This is a genomic window from Chitinophaga sp. CB10, assembly GCA_001870995.2.
In the GTDB taxonomy this organism is placed as follows: domain Bacteria; phylum Bacteroidota; class Bacteroidia; order Chitinophagales; family Chitinophagaceae; genus Chitinophaga.
Genome location: MLAV02000017.1, coordinates 90,475 through 111,142, shown reverse-complemented (window position 1 = coordinate 111,142; position 20,668 = coordinate 90,475). Strand labels below are relative to the sequence as shown.

The window sequence follows — 20,668 nt, the reverse complement described above, 5'->3', positions numbered from 1 at the left end:
AGGATCGTTATTCCTTGTCGAGGAACAGGTGGAAAGTATCGCCACGCAGCCCTACGCGCATCGCTTCGAGGGAAATCACCTCATGCGGCGCCAGGTTGCCGAGGTTGGCGTTGCAGCCTACCAGTTCCAGGAAGTACAGCTGTTGCGCTTTTTGCGGCGCTTCCCAGATAATCTTCTCCGCAGGAATCTGCGTGAGGATTTCCTGTACCAGCCCTTCGCGCACCTCGCCGGAGCCGCGGTAGATACCCACGTTACCGCTTTCGCGCGCTTCCGCGATTACGTAAGTGGCGCCGGCAGACAGTTCAGCGCTCATCAGTTCAATCCATTTGTAAGGAGGGATGATGTGCTCAGCGTCTTTGGAACCAACTTCGCTCAATACGAGCCCCAGTTTAGAGAGTTTTTCGATATAGCCGCATTTTTCAGCGTGAGGGATGATGATGGAACCATCGGATACCTCCATGTAGGAAATACCATAATCCTGAACGGTTCTTACATATTCATCGAACTGATTACGAATAAGGAATGCTTCAAACAGGGTACCGCCAAAATACACGGGAATGTTTGCGGACTGGTACAATTCAATTTTCTGACGAAGGTTAGGTGTGACAAAGGAAGTACCAAAACCCAGCTTAACGATATCAACGTGAGGCGACGCCGCAGATAAAAAATTACGTGCTTCTTCCAAACTTAGCCCCTTATCCATGACCATGGTGAGTCCATGTTGCCGAGGTTTCTGAGTCCTTTCCGGGATTTGTGTCAGATTAAAATTCATTTAGTAATATTTTTATCTTCTTAATGGTCATTAAAACACTCAACTAACTTAGCCAGGCACTATGGGATAGCTTAGTGGGCAATTTTAGTAACCGGAAATAGTATTGTTTTTAACCATGACAATTAAAAACCGGCGCAAAAATAAGAACTATACTTTATTTTAAAAGCAAATAACATTGGTTAACGTTTGCGGCGGTACTGCGCGATCAGGTCGACCACACTCACATGCTGTAAAATAGCCGGGTCCAGCTCAATTAATTTTTTAACGGCTTTGGCATTATGTTGCAGCGCTGTTTCCAGGTGCAACAGGCCTTCCTTGGTTTTGCCCATGGTGATCAGGATGGCGGCGCGGTAGTACTGGAACACCGGTTTGCGGCCGGCTTTTTCTTCGGCTGCATCCAGCTGTACGAGCGCTTCTTCCAGGAATCCGCCGATGTAAAGGCCCCTGATCAGCTCCTGCCAGGTGGAGGCGCTTTTAGGACGGGTACGTACGGCGTTCATGAAAAATGGCAATGCTTCCTTGCATTTATCCATTTCCAGGAGGCATTCCCCCATGCTCATATTGTATTCTGCACTGTTCTTATTGATTTTCAATGCACTCTGCAGGGATTTAACGGCATTGTTCCAGTTCGCCTCCATCATGTAAGCCACTGCTATTTTATAGTAGAGCTTGTCATCATTGGGGCTCAGGTGGGATGCTTTGCGGTAGTAGTACCTGGCCTGGGTGTATTTACGCTGGCGCTCATAACAGTGGCCAATAGCCTCGTATATCACATCTTCCGGCTTGGCTATTTCCAGGTGCTTTTGCAGTACCTCGATGGCTTCTGCGTATTTGCGCAGGCGGATGTAGGCATCCCCCAGGTTGCGGTAGGCATAGTCGAATTTCTCATCAATGGCCAGGGCGTACTGGTAGGCGTCGATGGATTTTTCATAGAGCTTCAGTCCCTGGTAGGCCGTGCCCAGGTTGAACCAGGCCAGGTGATTAAAGGGATGCTCATCAATAATCCAGGTATGCAGGCGGATACTTTCCTCGTTGCGGCCCGTAAACTCCGTCCAGAAGCAGATCTTGTGAAGCGCTTCCTCGTTGTTGGGATCGTGTTGCAGGGCCATTTTCAGGCAGTCGAACACTTTTTCGAATTCTTCCCAATCATCGTACACATCTGCCAGTTCCAGCAGCAACTCCGTACGGTCGTCCCCATCGAACTGCTCGATCTGTTCTTTCAGCACAGCGGCGGCCTTCTGGTGCTGGTTCAGCGCCAGGTAAACATCCGTCTGCAGTATGTAAAGATTGATATCGGTCGTGTCCAGCAGGGCGGCTTTTTCAAGCATATCGAGCGCCTCGTTGTATTTTTTGGTCTCGATCAGTAAGTTGGCCTTTTTTAACAAAAGTGTGGCGGAAAAGGGAAACTGTTCTATGGCTATTTCAGCGGCCTGCAATGCGGTTGGCATTTCGTCATGCTCGTCGTAATAGTCTATGATCTGCTCAAATGAATCTTCGTCCAGAAAAGAATGAGACTTACCAGCTCTGAGGTTTTCAAACTGCTGCAATAAATCTCTCAGATCATCAAAATCCTCGTTTAAAAATGAAAAGTCTTTACTCATTACTGTAAATATAATCAATTTCCGTATCCCCCAAAAAGCGGTGATGCTAAACTATTTACAAATTTTTTAACATTTTATTAAGGTTTGCACTTTTAGACCGTTAAAAATTTGTTATATAATTAAGAGAAGTTGTTGTATCTTTGTATTGCAATGAAAACGAAAACTAACATATTAAGGGTCTTTTCATTGTCTTGCATGTTGGCAAGCGCTATGGCGCTATTCGGTTTCGAAGCCATGGCAAATACTAATATTTTGCCCAACGATAACAAAGACAAGGTGAAAAAGACGGAGAACACCCGCTTTGTCCTGAATACGGCTATGCCCAAAACCAATTTGGGCCTGGATGCCGGTTACCGTTACTCAGGTGCTTTTAGTTCTGACTTTAAGTTTACCAATACCGAAAAGGAACAGTCCGTAAACTTCAAGCAGGTGATGACTTATACAAAAGGTAATGTGACCTACGTGGTTCCTTACAATGTACAGGTGCAGCAACAAATGCCTGGTAACCTCAATTTCCAGCGCTTGCAGATTATCCTGCCGCTTAAAAAAGGTTAATAACGTTTCTTCAGTACAATATGGAGGCTGGTCGTAAGACTGGCCTTTTTTTATTTATTCAACGGAAAAAATATGGGACTTATTAATTGCCCCTCATGTCACAGGGATTCCTTTACCTGGTCCTATGACGAAGAGCGCACGCCGCCCACCTCGTGGTATTGTATCAGCTGTGGCTATTCGGCCGCTGAAAACGAATCCCTGGAGCGCCACTGTCCGGCCTGCCTTGAAAAAAGCCTGATCAGGCTGGAAGACGACACCAGTACCTACTGGTACTGCCACCGCTGTAGCGGCATAAACCTAATTGTAAACCAGTAACTAAAATCAATTCATACTTTTCAGCTCCTGCTGGCTCACCTCCTTATACCCACTCTTCGGCACATCAAAATAAGACGCCGGCACCGGTATCAACTCCACCTTCGTAGCCGTCACCGTAATCACAGACCCCGTCTTCGTATGAATTTCATATTGCAGCGCCAGCCCGTTCAGGTTGCTGAACCGCTGGGTGTACAGCTTGTTCTCCGGCACTAAATCCGGCGTATAATACACAATGTAAGTCTTCCCGTCCGGCATGGTAGCCTGGGCCTTTTTACACATATACCCCGCTATTTCCTTCTTTTCCCCCTGGTCCACGAATTTGGTGCCCTCATACTGCTTCATATCCTTTTCAAACTGCTCCTTGCTATTGCGGATAAGGTATTTGGTCCCGTGCTGGTCAATCAGCGTGGTCATGGTCCTTTCCCGGCTATTGATCAGGTACACATAGTTAACGATGTTGAAATTGATTTCCACCCTGCTGAGGTAACTTCTCATGTACACAGTCAGACTGCTGTTTTGCAGCATGGCGTCGGTTTGCGCCATCTCAGGCGGCAAATCCATCCTGTAGGTGATTTTGGCATCTGATATCGTGCGTTGCGCCATCGCGCTCACGCTGATCCACAGGCATAAAAACGTAGTTAAAAACCGGTGTGACATAGTATGGTCGTTTTTCATGGGTAGCGGTTGTCCACCTGCTACCAGGTCAGCTTTTCCTTATTCAAAAAGGCAGCAATGCCGCGTTTGCAATCCGCATGGCCACGGGTGGCCGCATTCTGCTGCGCTGCATATGCCAGGCTGTCCGGTAGAGTATGGTCCAACACTGTGCCAATCAATTTTTTGGTCACTTTCAGGGAATGAGCCGAAGCCTCTGTACATAAGCCCATGGCCACTTTGGCCACATAGTCCCTGATCTCCGCGGCAGGTACCACCGCCGTGATCAGGTTGGCCGCCGCCGCCTCGGCTGCAGTAATCAGTTTTCCGGTAAGCAGCAATTCCTTCGCCCGCCCCTCGCCTATCTTGCGCACCAGGAAAACCGCCACCAGCGCCGGGATGAAGCCAATCTTCACCTCCGTATATCCCATCTTTGCTTCGGGTACCACATAACTCAGGTCGCACACGGTTACCAGCCCGCTGCCACCGGCTATAGCATGCCCCTCCACCTGCGCTATCACTATCTTATCAAGTTCGTATATTTCCCTAAATAAGGACATCAGTTCATGCGAATCAGCGAGATTTTCCTCATAGGTATTTTGCTGCAGCTGCTGTAAATAATCCAGGTCCGCCCCGGCACAAAAAGCCTCTCCCTCTCCCTTCAGGATAATCACCTTCACATTATCATCCTGGCCCGCCTCCGTAAAGGCCTGCCTCAGCTCCGCTACCAACGCGCCGTTGAGCGCATTCCGCTTGTCCGGCCGGTTCAGTGAAATCGTGGCTATCCTCTCGGCCACCGTGTACAGTAAGAACGAATAAGCCATGTGTCAATGTTTAGTTGCCTCCCCGGAAACTAAAAAGGTGTAACGGGATCTTCAACTCCCATTACACCTTCCTGTTCTCACCGTGAGAGTGACAGCAATGTAAGAAAAAAACCTTAATCTGTAGTCACCTGACCCTCACGGCGACTATACGAATTTCTATCGGATCGCTTCCTCAATCACATGGCCCACATTCCCGCTTGGCATCTGTATCTGCAGCAGCGCGGCAATGGTAGGCGCAATATCCGTCATACCCACCGTGCGGTTGGATTTCCCGGGACGCACGCCCCAACCCATCCATACCAGCGGAATATGCGCATCGTAAGGATACCATAAGCCGTGCGTAGTACCGGTCTTGCCGCCATCGATATAACCCGGGGAGAGTATCACCTGTATATCCCCGCTGCGCTTGGCGTTCATACCGTTGGTCAGCATATTGCGCATCACCGCCGGCAGGATCACATCGTTCAGGTCCTTCAGCGGAAACGCATTCGCAATAGCGGGCGACTTCAGCAAGCGGGAAATAATAAACGCTTCCACGTCCGACTCGCTCTTACCCGCCGCCTCAATGGCCGCATGGTTCATCCAGAACTGGTAGTTTTCCACCGCGCGGATAGCGCCTTTGATGCCGAATTTAGCATTCACCTCTTCGTTGAGGGAAGCCATCGCCGCATTGTCGTTCCACAACCCGCCTGGCAGTTTGTTCTCTTCCATAAAGCCCGGCACATGCGCTACGCCATGGTCCGCCGTGATGAAAAACAGGTAATTTCCCTTGCCCACCTTCGCATCCAGGTAGTTGAAGAAAGTTGCCAGGTCCTTGTCCAGGCGCAGGTATGTATCCTCGATTTCAATACTGTTTGGCCCAAACTGGTGGCCTACATAGTCCGTAGAAGAAAGGCTGATGGCCAGGAAATCAGTTACAGGGCCTTGTCCCAGCTGGTTGGCCTCCATAGCCCGCTTCGCAAACTCCAAAGTCATGGTATTGCCGAAAGGAGTAGCCGCAATGGCGGAATTGGCAATTTCGCTCAGCTCATGCGGAAAGGAGGTATTGGTAGCATTCTTATACCTGCCCTCATAAGGCTTTTCATCCTGGGTGCTGAGTTTATAGGAAGCCCGCGGATACAGCGGCGTCCAGGCTTTGGCCAGGTACTGCTGCGGGAACTTTTCATTGTTGAAATCCTTCGCCCACTGCGGCAGATCATTCATGTAATAGCTGCTGGTCACCCAGTTGCCGGTACTGCCATCATACCAGTAAGCGGCATTGGCGCTATGGCCTGCGGGCAGGATAGCGCCGCGGTCCTTGATCGCCACCCCAATCACCTTGCTCTGGAAGTTGTTGGAAAGGCGCAGTTCATCCCCGATGGTGGTCACCAGCATGTTGCGTGGACTCATTTTGCCGGCATTCGAGCTGCTGCCCACCGTGGTAACAGTCGTATCTTCCGCGCAATACACAGAGCGGTTCAGCTCCGGACTAAACCAGCTGTTGCCGATAATGCCATGTATAGCCGGTACCGACCCGGTGTACACACAGGTATGGCCGCAGGCGGTTATGGTAGGCGTATAATTAATTAACGTATTTTCGCAGGAGAATCCTTCGTGGAGTAATCTATTGAAACCACCGGCGCCGTACCTGCTGCCATACCGGTAGAGGTAATCCCAGCGCATCTGATCAACCACCATTCCCACCACCAATTTGGGTTTAGCGGCAGTTTTAACATTCTTTTTTAAGCTCACATGATTGAATGGTTTCGGCGAAGTAGCCTTCTGGGCATAAGCTGTGGTAACCGCCAGTAGCAACAGGCAGGATAAATGGTAGAATCGTTTCATCAAATTTAACTTATTTTGTATATGACTAAAATCCAAGATTGTTATGGTTTAGCGCGATTTTTTGACAAGTCGGCTGGTATTTACAAATCGAACTCAAGTTTACAAAAACTAATATTTTAATACCTTTGTGTCCGTTTTTAATAAAGGTAATTAACCATTTCATAATATAGCATATGGATATTTTCGAGAAACTGCTGAAACATATGGGCCCTATAGGGGAACATTCAGACAGAGCCCATGGCTATTTCGCATTCCCTAAACTGGAAGGAGAAATAGGTCCCCGCATGAAATTCCGGGGCAAAGAGAAAATTGTATGGAGCCTGAACAACTACCTGGGACTGGCCAACCACCCGGAAGTGCGTGCCACAGACGCGCAGGCTGCCGCTGAATTTGGATTAGCTGCTCCTATGGGAGCCCGCATGATGACTGGTAACACCAATTACCACGAACAGCTGGAAAAAGAGCTTTCCGACTACATGGGTAAAGAAGATACCACACTGGTAAACTATGGTTACCAGGGCTTTATGAGCGCCATTGATGCTATATGTAACCGTCGCGATATCATCGTGTACGACGCTGAAGCACACGCCTGCCTGATCGACGGCCTGCGTTTGCACCAGGGTCACCGTTATGTGTTCAAACACAATGACATCGAAGACCTCGAAAAACAACTGAAACGCGCTACTGAACTGGCTAAAACCTCCGGTGGCGGTATCCTCGTAATCACCGAAGGCGTATTCGGTATGGCCGGTGATCAGGGTAAACTGAAAGAAATTGCTGCACTGAAAGATAAATATGAATTCCGCCTGATGGTAGACGACGCGCACGGCTTCGGTACCATGGGCGCTACCGGCGCCGGTACCGGTGAAGAACAGGGCGTTCAGGATAAAATTGACCTGCTGTTCAACACCTTCGCTAAATCCGGCGCTTCCATCGGTGGTTTCATCAGCGGCGATAAAGCCATCATCAACTACCTGCGCTATAACATGCGCTCCCAGATCTTCGCTAAATCCCTCCCGCTGCCAATCGTAATCGGTCACCTGAAACGCGTGCAGCTGATGCGCAAACACCCTGAGTTTAAAGCCAAACTCTGGGATAATGTCCGCAAACTCCAGCAGGGCCTGAAAGACAGGGGCTTCAACATCGGCCACACCAACTCCCCTGTTACGCCGATCTACCTCCAGGGCGATATTCCGGAAGCTACCGCTATGTGCCTGGACCTGCGCGAAAACTACAATATCTTCTGCTCTATCGTGGTATATCCGGTTATTCCGAAAGGCCAGATCATCTACCGCATTATCCCGACCGCTGCGCACAGCGACGAGGATATCGAGCTGACACTCAAAGCCTTCAGCGAAACCAAAGCGAAGCTGGACGCCAAAGTGTATGAAGTGGCGGAAATTCCAATGGTATAGTGAACGCTATATATTTTTTTACAGGATACCCTTTGTGCCCGGCACAAAGGGTATTTTGTTAGAAGGATGGCTTCATCAACCACGAATAACTCACCAACAAAATTTCCAAACACCCCATTTCATATAAAACAAAAGGGCCACGCCTTGTGCGCAGCCCTTACAACAAATCGTTCTTTCACTAGGTGTAAAGTTCACTTGTTTTCATTAGGACATGGTAGAGAACTGGTCTTCATAGAAAGTTAGAATCTGTTGATTCCAAATTATTTATATGGTGATGATTTCTTTAATTCAGAAATCGTTCGCATTTGATTCTATTCAAAAATAGACTTCTCCCGTTAAGATTTCATAACACAAACGTTGTATTTTGTTAACGGCTTGTTAAAAATATCTACTGCGATAATAAATCACCCTCCCGCCAATTTCCCGATACCGCGCAATAATTTTCCGGATTGCGTAAATGAAAAAATCAGGACTGTTCTACCTTTGCATCGCAAGAAAAAAAGTAGCTCAGAAAAGTATCAGGTCCTGCATGGTTATAGCATAACGGCGATTCCTCATAACACATTCGTGCCTGCCAATTTTCATTGATAAGGAAGTAAAGTATTTAAGGGTTGAGAAAGATTTGGAGTAAACAAGTTTTCAGGATACACCGCCTCGCCGGGTTATTGGCAGGCTTGTTCCTTTTGCTCATTAGTGCCACCGGCTCAATGCTCGTCTTCAATGATGAGCTGGACGAGGCATTGTACCACAGCGCCTATCATATCTCCCCCGGAAAAAATTACCTCCCCCTCCAACAACAATTCCAGGCCGTACGCCAGCTGGTACAGCCGGATCAGCCCTACCTCATGGCGACCCGCCTCCCGCAATCGCCGGACGAAACCACCATCATCCGCGCGGAATATGACGCGGAACGCAAAGTGTACTTCTTCGTAAACCCATACACCGCACAAGTGGTAGGCCAGAGAGGTAATACGGACTATTTCATGGGAAAAGTCCTCTACTTCCACTTCTCCCTGCTTTCCGGAAAAACCGGCGCCCAAATCATACTCGTGATGGCCATCCTGCTCGCCATCTCCCTGCTTACCGGCGCCTGGATCTACCGCCACGCGTTCGGCAAAGTGCTTACTTTCCGGGTAAAACTCGAATGGAGCCACCGCAACCGCCGCTGGCGTAACCTCCACCGCATCCTGGGCGTCTGGGCCATCCTGTTTAACCTCGTCATCGTCATCACCGGCATCATCATGGTGCAAAAAGTGATCGACTCCCGTAAAGGCAAACTCACCGCCTCCAAAGAAATTCCCACTAACCTGGACTATGACCGGCTGGTAACCGAAGCCCGTAAAGCCATCCCCGGGCTGACCGTCATGGGCGTACGCCCTCCCAAAAAGGCGGACGCGCCCGTGCGCATCCTCGGCCATGCCGGCGAATCCCCCATCTGGGGCCAGTTTGCCTCCTCCGTGTACTTCGATAATAAAACCGGCGAAATACAAAAAGTAGCCGCCATCCATCACGCGAAATTCGCAGATAAATTCGCCGCCATCGTACCGCAACTGCACTTTGGCAACTACGGCGGCCTCCCGCTGAAAATAATCTGGTCCTTGTTTGGCCTCGCCCCCGGCCTGCTATCCCTGTCAGGTTTCCTGATATGGTACCGCCGCAAATTCATTATCACATCACAACGGAAATCCATCCACAAAGGATCATTAATAACAGACAAATGAAGAAGCTCGTTTCCTTCGGCCTTGCATTATTACTGGCGACCTTACAACTCGCCGCACAAAATATTACGGGAAAAATACAGGACAGCACCGGCAACGCCGTTCCCGGCCTCCGCATCTACCTGGCCGGCACCCAAAAACACGCCATCACCAACAACGACGGCGGTTTCACCATCCGGGATGTAAAGCCGGGCAACTATAAACTGATCGCTACCGGTATCGGCTATACGACGATTGAAAAGGAAGTAACGCTCCAAAACGATAACCTCGCGCTCAACCTGCTGATCGACAATGCGAAAGTTGGCCTCGGGGAAGTAGTAGTCACCGCCGGCCGTAACAGGGAAACCATCGGTACCGTACCCAGCTCCATCACCATCATCTCCGGTAAACAGCTGCAGGAGCAAAGCGCCATCACTACGGACATCAACCAGCTGCTGGGCCTGAACGTACCCGGCCTCACCCTCGGTACCAACACCGCCACCAAAAAAGGAGAGACCCTCCGCGGCCGCAGCATGCTCATCATGATCGACGGTATCCCGCAATCCACCCCGCTCCGCAACGGGGATAAGGACATGCGTAGTATAGACGTTTCCGTTATAGAACGCGTGGAAGTGATCAAAGGCGCTACCGCCATCTACGGCAACGGCGCGGACGGTGGTATCATCAACTTCATCACCAAAAAAGCCACCGGCGATAAAAAGATCAGCGGCGCTACAGACGTCAGCACCGCCGGCTCCCTCACCAGCGCAGCCAACAGCATGGGCGGCCGCGTATCCCAAACCCTCAGCGGTACGCTTAATAAATTCGATTACGTGGTAAACGGGACCTACGAACAAACCGGCGTGTATAAAGACGCCAAAGGCGAAGTGATCGCCCCGTTCCAATCCCTCGCGCAAAACGAGAATATCAACGCATTTGCCAAAGTAGGCTACAACATCAATGACAATAACCGCATTGAACTGATGTACAACTACTACCGCACCATGCAGAACTCCACCTACATCAACTCCGGCGGCAAATTCGGCGAAAGCCCTATCACCGGCGTATTGGGCACGCTGCCGGGCGCAAAGCAGGGCACGCCGTATAACCACAACGCCTACCTGACGTACACTAACAAACATATTTTCAAAAACACCTCCCTGGATGTGAATATCTACTACCAGGATTTTTATACTATCTTCGAATATTCCGATTTCTATGAAGGCGGCGGCAACTCTGCCATCACCTCCCGCAAAAAGGGTATTCGCGCCAACTTCAATACCCTGCTGAATATCAGCCCGGATCTACACGGGGATATCACGTACGGACTCGACGTGCTCAACGATGTCACCGAACAGCCCCTGGTAGACGGCCGCAAGTTTGTGCCCAGGATGGATATGAAAAACTACGCGCCTTATGCCCAGCTGAAAGCCTATATCTTCAAGGATTTCCTCCTGAAGGCTGGCGTGCGTTACGAAAATGTTTCCCTCGATATCCCGGATTTTACCACCATTAAATTCGGCAACTATGCCGGCGGCGTGAAGGTGAAAGGCGGCAACCTGCCCTACGATGCGCTGACATACAATGCAGGCCTGCGTTATACCCGGTTCGATTATTTCAATCCGTTCGTCAGCTTCTCCCAGAGCTTTAGCCTGTACGACCTGGGGCGCACGCTCCGCCTCGCCAAAGATGTGCCGGGAGGCGCCAGCGTCAACGGTTCCATCCAGACGGACGCTATCATTACCAATAACTACGAAGCCGGCTTCAATAGCAACATCGGGAAATTCAATGCCAGCGGCGCTTACTTCATCAGCACTTCCAACCTGGGCAGCAGCCTGGTGGATATCAATGGGGTAGCCACGCCGGAACGCGCGCCGGAGCGCATCCAGGGCTTTGAATTTACCGCCGGTTACCAGTTCCTCGCCAACCTCTCCGTAAACGCCTCCTATGCGCATGTAGAGGGCAAAAAGGAAACCGCCGCCGGTAAGGTGTACCTGCCCGGAAGCCGCATCACGCCTGATAAAGCGACGGTGAATGTGAACTATTCGCCCTTCCGTCAGAAGCTGGACCTCGGCCTGTATTACATCTACAGCGGTTCCCGCAAGCGCTTCTCGCCCAATTCCAAAGGCGACTGGGACCTGGGCACTGGCCCTGTCAGCAGCTTCAGCCTCGTGAACCTCTATACCGCGTATCATTTCAACAAGGCCACCACCCTGCGTTTGGGTGTGGATAACCTCTTCAACGCGGACTACTACCCGGTGCTGGCACAGTCCCGCGTAGTAACGGACAGCTATATCAAAGGCGCCGGCGCAAGATTCAACCTCGGCCTGAATTACAGGTTCTGATAACAAAAAGCCCATTGCTTGCGCAATGGGCTTTTTACTGCTATTTTATTTTTTTAGGGAGAGATCCAAGGCCGCTGCGATCGCCTGCACGTCCTCAGAACAGGGCCATCACCGCAGGCTGCCGTTTTTACACAGGCCGCGACAGGCGGCGCCTTCCCTGTTACGTTTCCTATTTAAGATTTTCCTCCAGCGCGGTATTATAAATCTTTTTCCAATCCGCTACCTTACCCCATACTTCATCATCCACTACGATGGCATCCCCTTTCACCACGCCGATTTTTTCAGCGCGAATGGATACGTCCGTTGCATCAATAATGGAATGAATCACGGCGTCAAACTTCTCCTTGTCCTCCGGCCGGATGGATACAATCACGCGGCTCTGGCTTTCGCCAAAGAGGAAGGCGTCCGTGCGGAAGTTGTCGTTCGTACGGATGTCGAAACCGAGGCCGTTGGGGATCGCGCTTTCGAATACGGAGATGAACAGGCCGCCTTCGCTCACATCGTGGGCGGACTGCAATACGCCCGCCTTATGCAGTTTGGATACGGCCCGCTGCAGGTGCAGCTCTTCCTCTATGTTGAAGTGCGGAACCGGGCTGTATTCAATGCCGATGATCTTGTGCAGGTATTCGGAACTGCTGATATCATTGCGGCTGCGACCCAGGAGGTAGATGTAGTCGCCCTCCTGCTTGAACCCCTGCGTGAGCACGGCGTCCCTGCTTTCCAGGATACCGATCATTCCGATTACCGGCGTAGGGTAAATAGCCCCGTCGGGCGACTGGTTGTAGAAGCTGACGTTGCCCCCGGTGATAGGCGTATTGAACTTGCGGCAGGCTTCTGTAACGCCTTTCAGCGCATATACGAACTGGTAGTACACTTCCGGATCGTACGGGTTGCCGAAGTTCAGGCAGTTGGAAATTGCCAGCGGCTCCGCGCCGGAGCATACGAGGTTGCGGGCGGCTTCCGCTACGGCTATCTGCGCGCCCACGTGCGGGTCCGCATACACGTAGCGGCTGTTACAGTCGGTAGTCACCGCCAGCGCCTTATCCATACCCGGCAGCGGCACTATGGCCGCATCGCTGGGGGCGGTGGCGCCGCCGTTGAACTGGTTATATATCCAGCGCTTGGAAGCGATATTCGCCTGGGCAATCATGCGCTCCGCTACAAACGAAGGGTTATCCGTATCCGGGATGAACTGGATATCAAAAGGTCTGATTTTTTCAAAATAGGCCGGCACGGTGTACGCGCGGTGGTATTGCGGAGCGCCGCCTCCCGGTACGAGGGAAAATGCCGGCACGTCCGCTTCCAGCGTTTCATGCAGGTAGCATTTCAGGCTTTTATCGGCAGTCACATGGCCTATTTGCGCGCATTGCAGCTCCCATTTGGAAAAGATTTCCGTTACTACCTGCTCCTGTCCTTTTTTCACGACCATGAGCATCCGCTCCTGGCTTTCGCTGAGCAGGATTTCCCAGGCCCGCATGTTGGGGTGGCGGGCAGGCACTTTATCCAATTGCAGGATCATCCCATGTTCGCCTTTGGCGCTCATTTCCGCAGCGCAGCAGGTGATGCCGGCAGCGCCGATGTCCTGCATGCCGATGAGCGCTTTGGTGGGCGCTACTTCCAGGCAGGCTTCCATGAGCCTTTTCCCCAGGGCGGGGTTGCTCTGTTGTACTTCCGGCAGGTCTTCCGCACTGTCTTCCGTGATGTCGGCCGATGCGAATACCGCGCCCCCGATGCCATCCTTGCCAGTGAGGCCCCCTACGATAAACACGGGGTTACCGTCTCCATACGCCGTCGCGGAAATCGTCTGCCCGGTTTTTACCACGCCTACGCTCATCACGTTTACCAGCGGGTTGGTTTGGTAGTTGCTTTCAAAATACACTTCCCCGCCAACGGTCGGCACGCCGAAATCCTTTCCGTAGTGGCTGATGCCGGCTACCACGCCTTTCATATTTTCCCTTGATTTGGCGTTGCTGATGCTGCCGAACCGCAGGGAGTTCAGCTCTGCAATGGGGCGTGCGCCCATGGTAAATATATCGCGGTGGATGCCTCCCACGCCCGTGGCCGCGCCCTGGAAGGGCTCAATGGCGGACGGGTGGTTATGTGATTCTATTTTGAACACCACGGCGTTGCCGTCGCCAATGTCTACCAGGCCGGCATTTTCCTCCCCTGCTTTCACCGGCAGGTGATCGCCTTCGCGGGTCAGGGTTTTGAGCCATACCAGCGAATTTTTGTAACTGCAGTGCTCGCTCCACATGGCGGCGTACATACTCAGTTCAGTGAAGTTTGGGGATCGGCCTAACGTGGATTTTACTCTTTCAAACTCGTCAGCGGTAAGTCCCAACTGTTCAGCAATTTCTACGGTAGTTTGCATGCTTATAAGGTATAAAACGAGTGAATAATGGGTAATACAAATTACATGATTTTCATACAACTGCCAAAGTGAACCCCGGTACTCTTACCGGATTATTTAGCCGTATTATTATAATACGGGGCCGGCTATACGTTAAAATCCTGCCGGAAGTCACTATGAGCTATAAGATAGTTTCAGGGGTACTTTTCCTCCCAAACCTGCCCTGGGTATGAGATAGAAATATTTTCCCATAAGATGTACAAGCGCTTATTATATTAATAATTTTTTAATTTATCAGTTTTAGACTCCGCTACCCTCTTTTTTTTGACCAAATGGAAAAATTCGCTGCTTTTTTCGACCCAAAATGTAATTTTTTGGTTAAAGTGAACAATTTTATTGCATTTACCGGTGTTATTGTGTTCTTTTGTGTAAAATTAATTACAGCATGCAATCGTTACGTTTTACCGCGCTGGAAGGATTAGCTGGCGTAGACTCCAAACTCACCGAGCATAATGGCAAAATCACCGAAGTTTTCGGTTCTAACGTATTTGCCGGAAGAATTGTACGTGAATACCTGAGCGATGAGGCTTACAAGAGCCTGATGAACTCAATTAAGAACGGCACCAAGCTTGAGCGCAAAATGGCTGAGCAGATTGCCTCCGGTATGAAAGCCTGGGCAATGAAAAAAGGTGTAACTCACTACACGCACTGGTTCCAACCGCTGACTGGTACTACCGCTGAAAAACATGACTCTTTCTTCACCCTGAAAAGCGATGGCTCTGCCCTCGAAACTTTTGACGGTGATGCGCTGGTACAACAGGAGCCAGATGCTTCCAGCTTCCCGAATGGCGGTCTGAGAGCAACCTTCGAAGCTCGCGGTTATACTGCATGGGACCCATCTTCTCCAGCCTTCATCCTGGAGCAAGGTTATGGTAAAACCCTCTGCATTCCTACTATCTTCGTTTCATACACCGGTGAATCACTGGACTACAAAGCGCCTTTGCTGAAAGCCCTCGCTGCGATCGACAAAGCTGCGGTAGACGTATGTAACTATTTCGATAAGAACGTTACCAAAGTTACGCCTACCCTCGGTTGGGAACAGGAATACTTCCTGGTAGACGAAAACCTGGCTAACGCCCGTCCTGACCTGATCATGACCGGCCGTACCGTGGTAGGTCACGCGCCTTCCAAAGGTCAGCAGCTGGAAGACCACTACTTCGGCGCTATCCCTGAAAGAGCTTACGCTTACATGCGCGATTTCGAAGAAGAATCCTACAAACTGGGTATTCCGCTGAGAACCCGCCACAACGAGGTAGCTCCTTCCCAGTTCGAGTGCGCGCCTATCTTTGAAGAAGTGAACATCGCAGTTGACCACAACTCTCTGCTGATGGACATCATGAACAAAGTAGCGAAACGCCACAAACTGAAAGTACTCCTGCACGAGAAACCATTTGCCGGTATCAACGGTTCCGGTAAACACAATAACTGGTCTATGGCTACCGACACCGGCGTAAACCTGCTGGCTCCCGGTAAAACTCCTAAGACCAACCTCATGTTCCTCACTTTCTTCGTGAACACGATCAAAGCGGTACATGACTACGCTGACCTCCTCAGAGCGTCTATCGCTTCTCCGTCCAACGACTTCCGTCTGGGCGCCAACGAAGCTCCTCCTGCCATCATCTCCGTATTCTCCGGTAAATACCTCTACGAAGTACTGCAGGAAGTTAAAACCCGCGTAAACAACAAGTTCGACGAACAGGACGAGGCTATCCTGAAACTGGACCTGCACCGTCACATTCCGGAACTGATGCTGGACAACACCGACCGTAACCGTACTTCTCCGTTCGCCTTCACTGGTAACAAGTTCGAGTTCCGCGCCGTAGGTTCTTCCGCTAACTGCGCTTCCGCAATGACCGTGCTGAACTCTATCGTGGCTAAAACCCTGACCGACTTTAAAGTGGAAGTGGATGGCCTGATCGAAAAAGGTGAGAAAAAAGAGATTGCAATTATGCAAACTCTTAGAAAATATATTGTAGATTCGGAAAGAATCCTGTTCGAAGGAGACGGTTATTCCGAAGAGTGGGAAAAAGAAGCTGAAAGAAGAGGTCTTGAAAATATCAAAACCACTCCTAAAGCACTCGACGCTTTCGTTACGCCTAAAGCTACCAAACTGTTCACCGAAGTAGGTGTGTACAACGAAAAAGAACTGCACGCCCGTCACGAAATCCTCCTGGAAGACTACGTGAAAAAAGTGCAGATCGAAGCCCGCGTAATCGGCGACCTCGCTACCAACACTATCCTGCCTTCTGCTATCAGCTACCTCAATGAGCTGATCGAAAACATCAAAGGCCTGAAAGAAATTGGTCTCGGCGAAGAGTCAGTGAAAGCGCAGAAACAAATCGCTGCTAAAATTTCTGAACATATTAATGTCATCAGTGAAAACGTACAGGCTATGATCGAGGCGCGCAAAGTTGCTAATAAACTTACCGACAGCCGCCAGAAAGCGATCGACTATTGTGAGAAAATCAAGCCTTACTTTGATGTGATCCGCTACCACTCCGATAAACTGGAGTTCCTGGTTGATGACAAGAAATGGGCATTGCCTAAATACAGAGAGCTGCTTTTCTTGCGATAAAACCGTAAGATTGTTTTGGTGTATGATTAGCCCCGGATTTTCATCCGGGGCTTTGTTTTTCCGTAAAGCGCCCATTCGCCAAACACTAATGCTTCAAGCGCCAATTACCGCAAGCCCCCTCTTCAAAAAGCAGGACCCATCCCCAGGCAATCATCTATAAACCAATTACTTACCTCCCATTTAACTAAATTTTACCATATCTTAAACATTTCATTTTTAAACTCCCGGACCACCCCGGGGTCTAAAACTGAAAACAACCAATATGCTTAAGAACTTACTCTTGATCTGCCTGATGGCAGCAACGATTCCGGCCATGGCGCAGGATTCTGCCAGGTCTAAGCCATTGAACCTGACCGCTGAACAGCAAACAAAACTGAAAGACATAAACAAATCCTTTATCAAAGACGCACAACAGGTTCGCAAGGATTCCAGTCTTTCCCCGGCTGATAAAAAAGCTAAAATGCAGGCCATCAGCCAGGCCCGGGAAGCGAAGGTAAAATCCGTACTCACGCCGGACCAGGCCGCAAAATGGGAACAGCAGCACACTGCCATGAAAAATAAAATGGCGGATATGCGCCAGCATAAAAGGCATCGCAGCGATAGCGCCCACGGCAAAAAGGCCATGAAGGAAGCCCTCGGCCTATCAGACGACCAGGCCGCGAAAATGCAGGCCATCCACAAGGATTTCAAGGCCAAAGCACACGCTGTCCGTAAAGACAGCACCGTGTCCAAACAAGACCAGCTGGCTAAAATGAAAGCGCTCAAAGCCGAGAAGGATACGCAGGTAAAATCAGTCCTCAATGCGGACCAGTACCAGCAATACCAGGCCATGGCGGACAATTTTAAAAAGCGTCACAAACATGGCGGTCACCACAAAGGACCGAAAGCGTTTAAGAAAGAGCAAAACACTGCTGACGGCAAATAATCATTACATCAGGCAATAAAAAAAAGGTCGCCCGCCGGGCGGCCCTTTTGCGTTTAAAAACACCTCCAATAAAAAAGCTCCTGACCTTAAAGCCAGGAGCCGTTCTTATAATCACTTGTCCTTACTGCATCTGGAAAGACTCAATAAACTTCGTAGTAAAGTTACCCTTACGGAAGTCTTCGTTCTTCATCAGCTGCTGATGGAAAGGAATGGTAGTTTTAACCCCTTCGATTACAAACTCGCTCAGTGCGCGCTCCATGGTATTGATCGCTTCTTCACGGGTTTGCGCCACGGCGATGATTTTAGCCACCATGGAATCATAGAAAGGAGGAATCACATAACCGGCATAGATATGCGAATCCACACGTACGCCATGACCGCCCGGGATATGCAGGGTAGTAATCCTGCCCGGGGACGGACGGAAGTCGTTGTACGGATCCTCCGCATTGATACGGCACTCAATCGCGTGCATCTGCGGCGTATAGTTTTTACCGGAAATAGGAATACCGGCTGCAATCTTGATCTGTTCCTTGATCAGGTCAAAGTTGATCACTTCCTCGGTCACACAGTGTTCTACCTGGATACGGGTGTTCATTTCCATGAAGTAGAAGTTACGGTGCTTATCCACGAGGAACTCAATAGTACCAACGCTTTCGTAGTTGATAGCGCTGGCGGCTGCGATAGCGGCTGCGCCCATTTTCTCACGCAGTTCAGGCGTCATGAACGGAGAAGGCGATTCTTCTACCAGTTTCTGGTGACGGCGCTGGATCGAGCAATCCCTTTCGGAGAGGTGACATACTTTACCGTATTGGTCGCCCGCTACCTGGATTTCAATATGGCGCGGCTCTTCCACGAATTTCTCCATGTAAATACCGTCGTTGTTGAATGCAGCACGGGCTTCATTCTTAGCCATGTTGTAGGCATTTTCCAGCTCAGCTTCTTCCCATACCACGCGCATACCTTTACCACCGCCGCCGGCAGTAGCTTTCATGATCACGGGATAGCCCATCTTAGCGGCCAGCATTTTAGCTTCGGCTACGTCTTTGAGCAAACCTTCAGAACCTGGAATTACCGGTACGCCGGCAGCAATCATGGTTTCTTTAGCCGTCATCTTATCTCCCATTTTGCGGATCATCTCCGGAGTAGGGCCGATAAATTTAATGCCGTGCTCACCGCAGATCTCGGCGAAACGCGCGTTTTCAGCAAGGAAACCGTAACCAGGGTGGATAGCGTCCGCGTTGGTGATTTCCGCCGCCGCCATCAGGTGAGGGATATTCAGATATGACTCGCTGCTCTGCGGCTTTCCGATACAAACCGCCTCGTCTGCAAACTTCACATGCAGGCTGTCTTTATCTGCAGTGGAATATACTGCCACCGTTTTAATACCCATCTCCTTACAGGTACGGATAATACGGAGGGCAATCTCTCCACGGTTAGCAATCAATATTTTTTTGAACATTGTTTTCCTGATAAGTTAAGAAAAGAGAATAGCCCCCAGAAATTAGCCTTTAGTTATGCAACAATGCGAAAACTAAAGGCTAACAACCAAAGGCTACATGCAATTATGGTTCTACTAAGAATAAAGGCTGGTCGTATTCAACCGGAGAAGCGTCTTCAACGAGCACTTTCACGATTTTACCAGTTACTTCACTCTCGATTTCATTGAACAGTTTCATCGCTTCGATGATGCAAACCACTTTACCTGGCGCTACTTCATCACCTACGTTGACGAATGGCGGCTTATCAGGACCCGCAGAACGGTAGAAGGTACCGATCATAGGAGATTTAATGGTAATCAGGTTGTCGGCCTTAGGCGCAGCCGGAGCAGTGGCCGCAGGAGCAGCAGGCGCAACAGGGGCAGCTGCAGGAGCTACAGGTGCTACAGCCTGTACCGGAGCCGCTGGGGCAGGTACCGCAATAACCTGTTGTACTTCGTTTTCTTTCTGTTTTATTGTAATCTTAAACTTGTCCTGCTCGATGCTCAGTTCACTGATGTTTGATTTGTTAATCATCTTTACCAGTTCCTGAATCTGTTTAAAGTCCATGTAGACAGCTTTTGGTTTAGAAATGTGATATAGTTAGTCTAATAGTCTGACAAATTATTTTACTCTCTCGATGTATTCGCCGGTCTTGGTGTTCACACGGATCAGCTCGCCCTCATCCACAAACAGCGGCACCATCACGGTAGCACCGGTTTCGATAGTAGCAGGTTTTAAAGTACGGGTAGCGGTATCACCCTTAACGCCTGGTTCTGAGTAAGTTACCAGCGCAACGATTTTATCCGGCAGCTCTACAGCCATGTACTGGTCAGTTTCAGTGTTGATCTGTACCATTACTTCCTGGCCGTCTTTAAGGAACTGAGGCGCATCAATGGTGTGCTCTTCCATCACGATCTGCTCGAAAGTTTCGTTGTCCATGAAGTTGTAACCACTCTCATCTTTATATAAGAATTGGAAAGGCTTCTTCTCGATACGAACCGGATAAATCGTATCGCCGGAGTTCCAGGTATGTTCGATAGAACGTGTGTTGTCAACGCCCTTCAATTTAGCCCAAACCTTTGCTGCTGCGCGGGCGGTTTTGTTCTGACCAAACTCTACAACAGAATACAAACTGTTATCCAGCTTGATGATTAATCCTGTTCTGATATCTGCGGTGGTAGCCATAAAAGCTTACTGATTTTTTTAAGTTAAAAATTTATAAGGAATGCAAAAGTAAAAATTTTCGCATATGAACAATCAATTTCCTTCCAAAAATAGGCA

At 49.9% G+C, this 20,668-nt stretch carries 16 protein-coding genes; 7 read left to right on the top strand and 9 right to left on the bottom strand.

From position 1 onward, the window contains the following. Positions 1 to 7: 7 nt before the first annotated feature. Entirely contained in the window at positions 8 to 772 is a 765-nt protein-coding gene (locus BOC67_RS20885; RefSeq protein ID WP_291913219.1) for a phosphosulfolactate synthase, read from the bottom strand. 179 nt (positions 773 to 951) lie between these two features. Beyond that, positions 952 to 2,373: a tetratricopeptide repeat protein gene (locus BOC67_RS20880; RefSeq protein ID WP_291913218.1), complete on the bottom strand. Its 1,422-nt coding sequence runs from the start codon at positions 2,371 to 2,373 to the stop codon at positions 952 to 954. Positions 2,374 to 2,568: 195 nt separating this feature from the next. Here BOC67_RS20880 and BOC67_RS20875 point away from each other — a divergent pair, with 195 nt between their 5' ends. Both BOC67_RS20875 and BOC67_RS20870 read left to right on the top strand, forming a co-directional pair. Beyond that, the gene (locus BOC67_RS20875) at positions 2,569 to 2,928 is read left to right on the top strand and encodes a hypothetical protein (protein ID WP_291913216.1); all 360 of its coding nucleotides are present in this window, start codon (positions 2,569 to 2,571) and stop codon (positions 2,926 to 2,928) included. 72 nt (positions 2,929 to 3,000) lie between these two features. Continuing rightward, positions 3,001 to 3,243 (top strand): hypothetical protein, encoded by a 243-nt coding sequence (locus tag BOC67_RS20870; protein WP_291913215.1) that lies wholly within the window; start codon positions 3,001 to 3,003, stop codon positions 3,241 to 3,243. Between the two features lie 6 nt (positions 3,244 to 3,249). Here the strand turns inward: BOC67_RS20870 and BOC67_RS20865 are convergent, their stop codons facing one another. The 3 genes from BOC67_RS20865 to pafA form a co-directional block, all read right to left on the bottom strand. After that, the gene (locus tag BOC67_RS20865; protein ID WP_291913214.1) at positions 3,250 to 3,900 is read right to left on the bottom strand and encodes a hypothetical protein; all 651 of its coding nucleotides are present in this window, start codon (positions 3,898 to 3,900) and stop codon (positions 3,250 to 3,252) included. Positions 3,901 to 3,938: 38 nt separating this feature from the next. Continuing rightward, positions 3,939 to 4,718 (bottom strand): enoyl-CoA hydratase-related protein, encoded by a 780-nt coding sequence (locus BOC67_RS20860; RefSeq protein ID WP_291913213.1) that lies wholly within the window; start codon positions 4,716 to 4,718, stop codon positions 3,939 to 3,941. Between the two features lie 156 nt (positions 4,719 to 4,874). Beyond that, entirely contained in the window at positions 4,875 to 6,542 is a 1,668-nt protein-coding gene (gene pafA, locus BOC67_RS20855) for an alkaline phosphatase PafA (RefSeq protein WP_291913211.1), read from the bottom strand. Positions 6,543 to 6,715: 173 nt separating this feature from the next. Here pafA and BOC67_RS20850 point away from each other — a divergent pair, with 173 nt between their 5' ends. The 3 genes from BOC67_RS20850 to BOC67_RS20840 all read left to right on the top strand — a co-directional run bounded on the left by BOC67_RS20850 (position 6,716) and on the right by BOC67_RS20840 (position 11,999). Then, the gene (locus tag BOC67_RS20850) at positions 6,716 to 7,957 is read left to right on the top strand and encodes a pyridoxal phosphate-dependent aminotransferase family protein (protein WP_291913209.1); all 1,242 of its coding nucleotides are present in this window, start codon (positions 6,716 to 6,718) and stop codon (positions 7,955 to 7,957) included. Between the two features lie 611 nt (positions 7,958 to 8,568). Beyond that, complete coding sequence (locus BOC67_RS20845; protein ID WP_291913208.1) at positions 8,569 to 9,678, top strand: PepSY domain-containing protein; 1,110 nt, start codon at positions 8,569 to 8,571, stop codon at positions 9,676 to 9,678. Then, positions 9,675 to 11,999 (top strand): TonB-dependent receptor, encoded by a 2,325-nt coding sequence (locus BOC67_RS20840; protein WP_291913207.1) that lies wholly within the window; start codon positions 9,675 to 9,677, stop codon positions 11,997 to 11,999. The genes BOC67_RS20845 and BOC67_RS20840 overlap by 4 nt, the downstream gene beginning before the upstream one ends. Positions 12,000 to 12,168: 169 nt before the next feature. Here the strand turns inward: BOC67_RS20840 and purL are convergent, their stop codons facing one another. Further along, a complete protein-coding gene (gene purL, locus BOC67_RS20835; protein ID WP_291913206.1) occupies positions 12,169 to 14,370 on the bottom strand; it encodes a phosphoribosylformylglycinamidine synthase subunit PurL in 2,202 nt (733 codons plus the stop codon). A 424-nt stretch (positions 14,371 to 14,794) separates the two neighbouring features. Between purL and BOC67_RS20830 the strand changes: the two genes are divergently transcribed. Both BOC67_RS20830 and BOC67_RS20825 read left to right on the top strand, forming a co-directional pair. Beyond that, positions 14,795 to 16,984: a glutamine synthetase III gene (locus tag BOC67_RS20830; protein WP_291913205.1), complete on the top strand. Its 2,190-nt coding sequence runs from the start codon at positions 14,795 to 14,797 to the stop codon at positions 16,982 to 16,984. Between the two features lie 262 nt (positions 16,985 to 17,246). Further along, the gene (locus BOC67_RS20825; protein ID WP_291913204.1) at positions 17,247 to 17,909 is read left to right on the top strand and encodes a hypothetical protein; all 663 of its coding nucleotides are present in this window, start codon (positions 17,247 to 17,249) and stop codon (positions 17,907 to 17,909) included. Between the two features lie 121 nt (positions 17,910 to 18,030). On the opposite strand, the gene accC is transcribed toward BOC67_RS20825, so the two are convergent. The 3 genes from accC to efp form a co-directional block, all read right to left on the bottom strand. After that, on the bottom strand, positions 18,031 to 19,368 hold the full coding sequence (gene accC / locus BOC67_RS20820) for an acetyl-CoA carboxylase biotin carboxylase subunit (RefSeq protein WP_291913202.1): 1,338 nt from the start codon (positions 19,366 to 19,368) through the stop codon (positions 18,031 to 18,033). Between the two features lie 103 nt (positions 19,369 to 19,471). Continuing rightward, positions 19,472 to 19,954 (bottom strand): acetyl-CoA carboxylase biotin carboxyl carrier protein, encoded by a 483-nt coding sequence (accB, locus tag BOC67_RS20815; protein WP_291913200.1) that lies wholly within the window; start codon positions 19,952 to 19,954, stop codon positions 19,472 to 19,474. A 54-nt stretch (positions 19,955 to 20,008) separates the two neighbouring features. Further along, complete coding sequence (gene efp, locus BOC67_RS20810; protein WP_291913198.1) at positions 20,009 to 20,572, bottom strand: elongation factor P; 564 nt, start codon at positions 20,570 to 20,572, stop codon at positions 20,009 to 20,011. Between the last annotated feature and the right edge of the window lie 96 nt (positions 20,573 to 20,668).

Bases quoted from the DNA above. Each gene is read 5' to 3' on its own strand.
- purL (WP_291913206.1), bottom strand. From the start codon at position 14,370: ATGCAAACTACCGTAGAAATTGCTGAACAGTTGGGACTTACCGCTGAC.
- BOC67_RS20825 (WP_291913204.1), top strand. From the start codon at position 17,247: ATGCTTAAGAACTTACTCTTGATCTGCCTGATGGCAGCAACGATTCCG.
- accC (WP_291913202.1), bottom strand. From the start codon at position 19,368: ATGTTCAAAAAAATATTGATTGCTAACCGTGGAGAGATTGCCCTCCGT.
- pafA (WP_291913211.1), bottom strand. From the start codon at position 6,542: ATGAAACGATTCTACCATTTATCCTGCCTGTTGCTACTGGCGGTTACC.
- BOC67_RS20870 (WP_291913215.1), top strand. From the start codon at position 3,001: ATGGGACTTATTAATTGCCCCTCATGTCACAGGGATTCCTTTACCTGG.
- accB (WP_291913200.1), bottom strand. From the start codon at position 19,954: ATGGACTTTAAACAGATTCAGGAACTGGTAAAGATGATTAACAAATCA.
- BOC67_RS20865 (WP_291913214.1), bottom strand. From the start codon at position 3,900: ATGTCACACCGGTTTTTAACTACGTTTTTATGCCTGTGGATCAGCGTG.
- BOC67_RS20880 (WP_291913218.1), bottom strand. From the start codon at position 2,373: ATGAGTAAAGACTTTTCATTTTTAAACGAGGATTTTGATGATCTGAGA.
- BOC67_RS20840 (WP_291913207.1), top strand. From the start codon at position 9,675: ATGAAGAAGCTCGTTTCCTTCGGCCTTGCATTATTACTGGCGACCTTA.
- BOC67_RS20875 (WP_291913216.1), top strand. From the start codon at position 2,569: ATGTTGGCAAGCGCTATGGCGCTATTCGGTTTCGAAGCCATGGCAAAT.
- BOC67_RS20885 (WP_291913219.1), bottom strand. From the start codon at position 772: ATGAATTTTAATCTGACACAAATCCCGGAAAGGACTCAGAAACCTCGG.
- BOC67_RS20860 (WP_291913213.1), bottom strand. From the start codon at position 4,718: ATGGCTTATTCGTTCTTACTGTACACGGTGGCCGAGAGGATAGCCACG.
- BOC67_RS20850 (WP_291913209.1), top strand. From the start codon at position 6,716: ATGGATATTTTCGAGAAACTGCTGAAACATATGGGCCCTATAGGGGAA.
- efp (WP_291913198.1), bottom strand. From the start codon at position 20,572: ATGGCTACCACCGCAGATATCAGAACAGGATTAATCATCAAGCTGGAT.
- BOC67_RS20830 (WP_291913205.1), top strand. From the start codon at position 14,795: ATGCAATCGTTACGTTTTACCGCGCTGGAAGGATTAGCTGGCGTAGAC.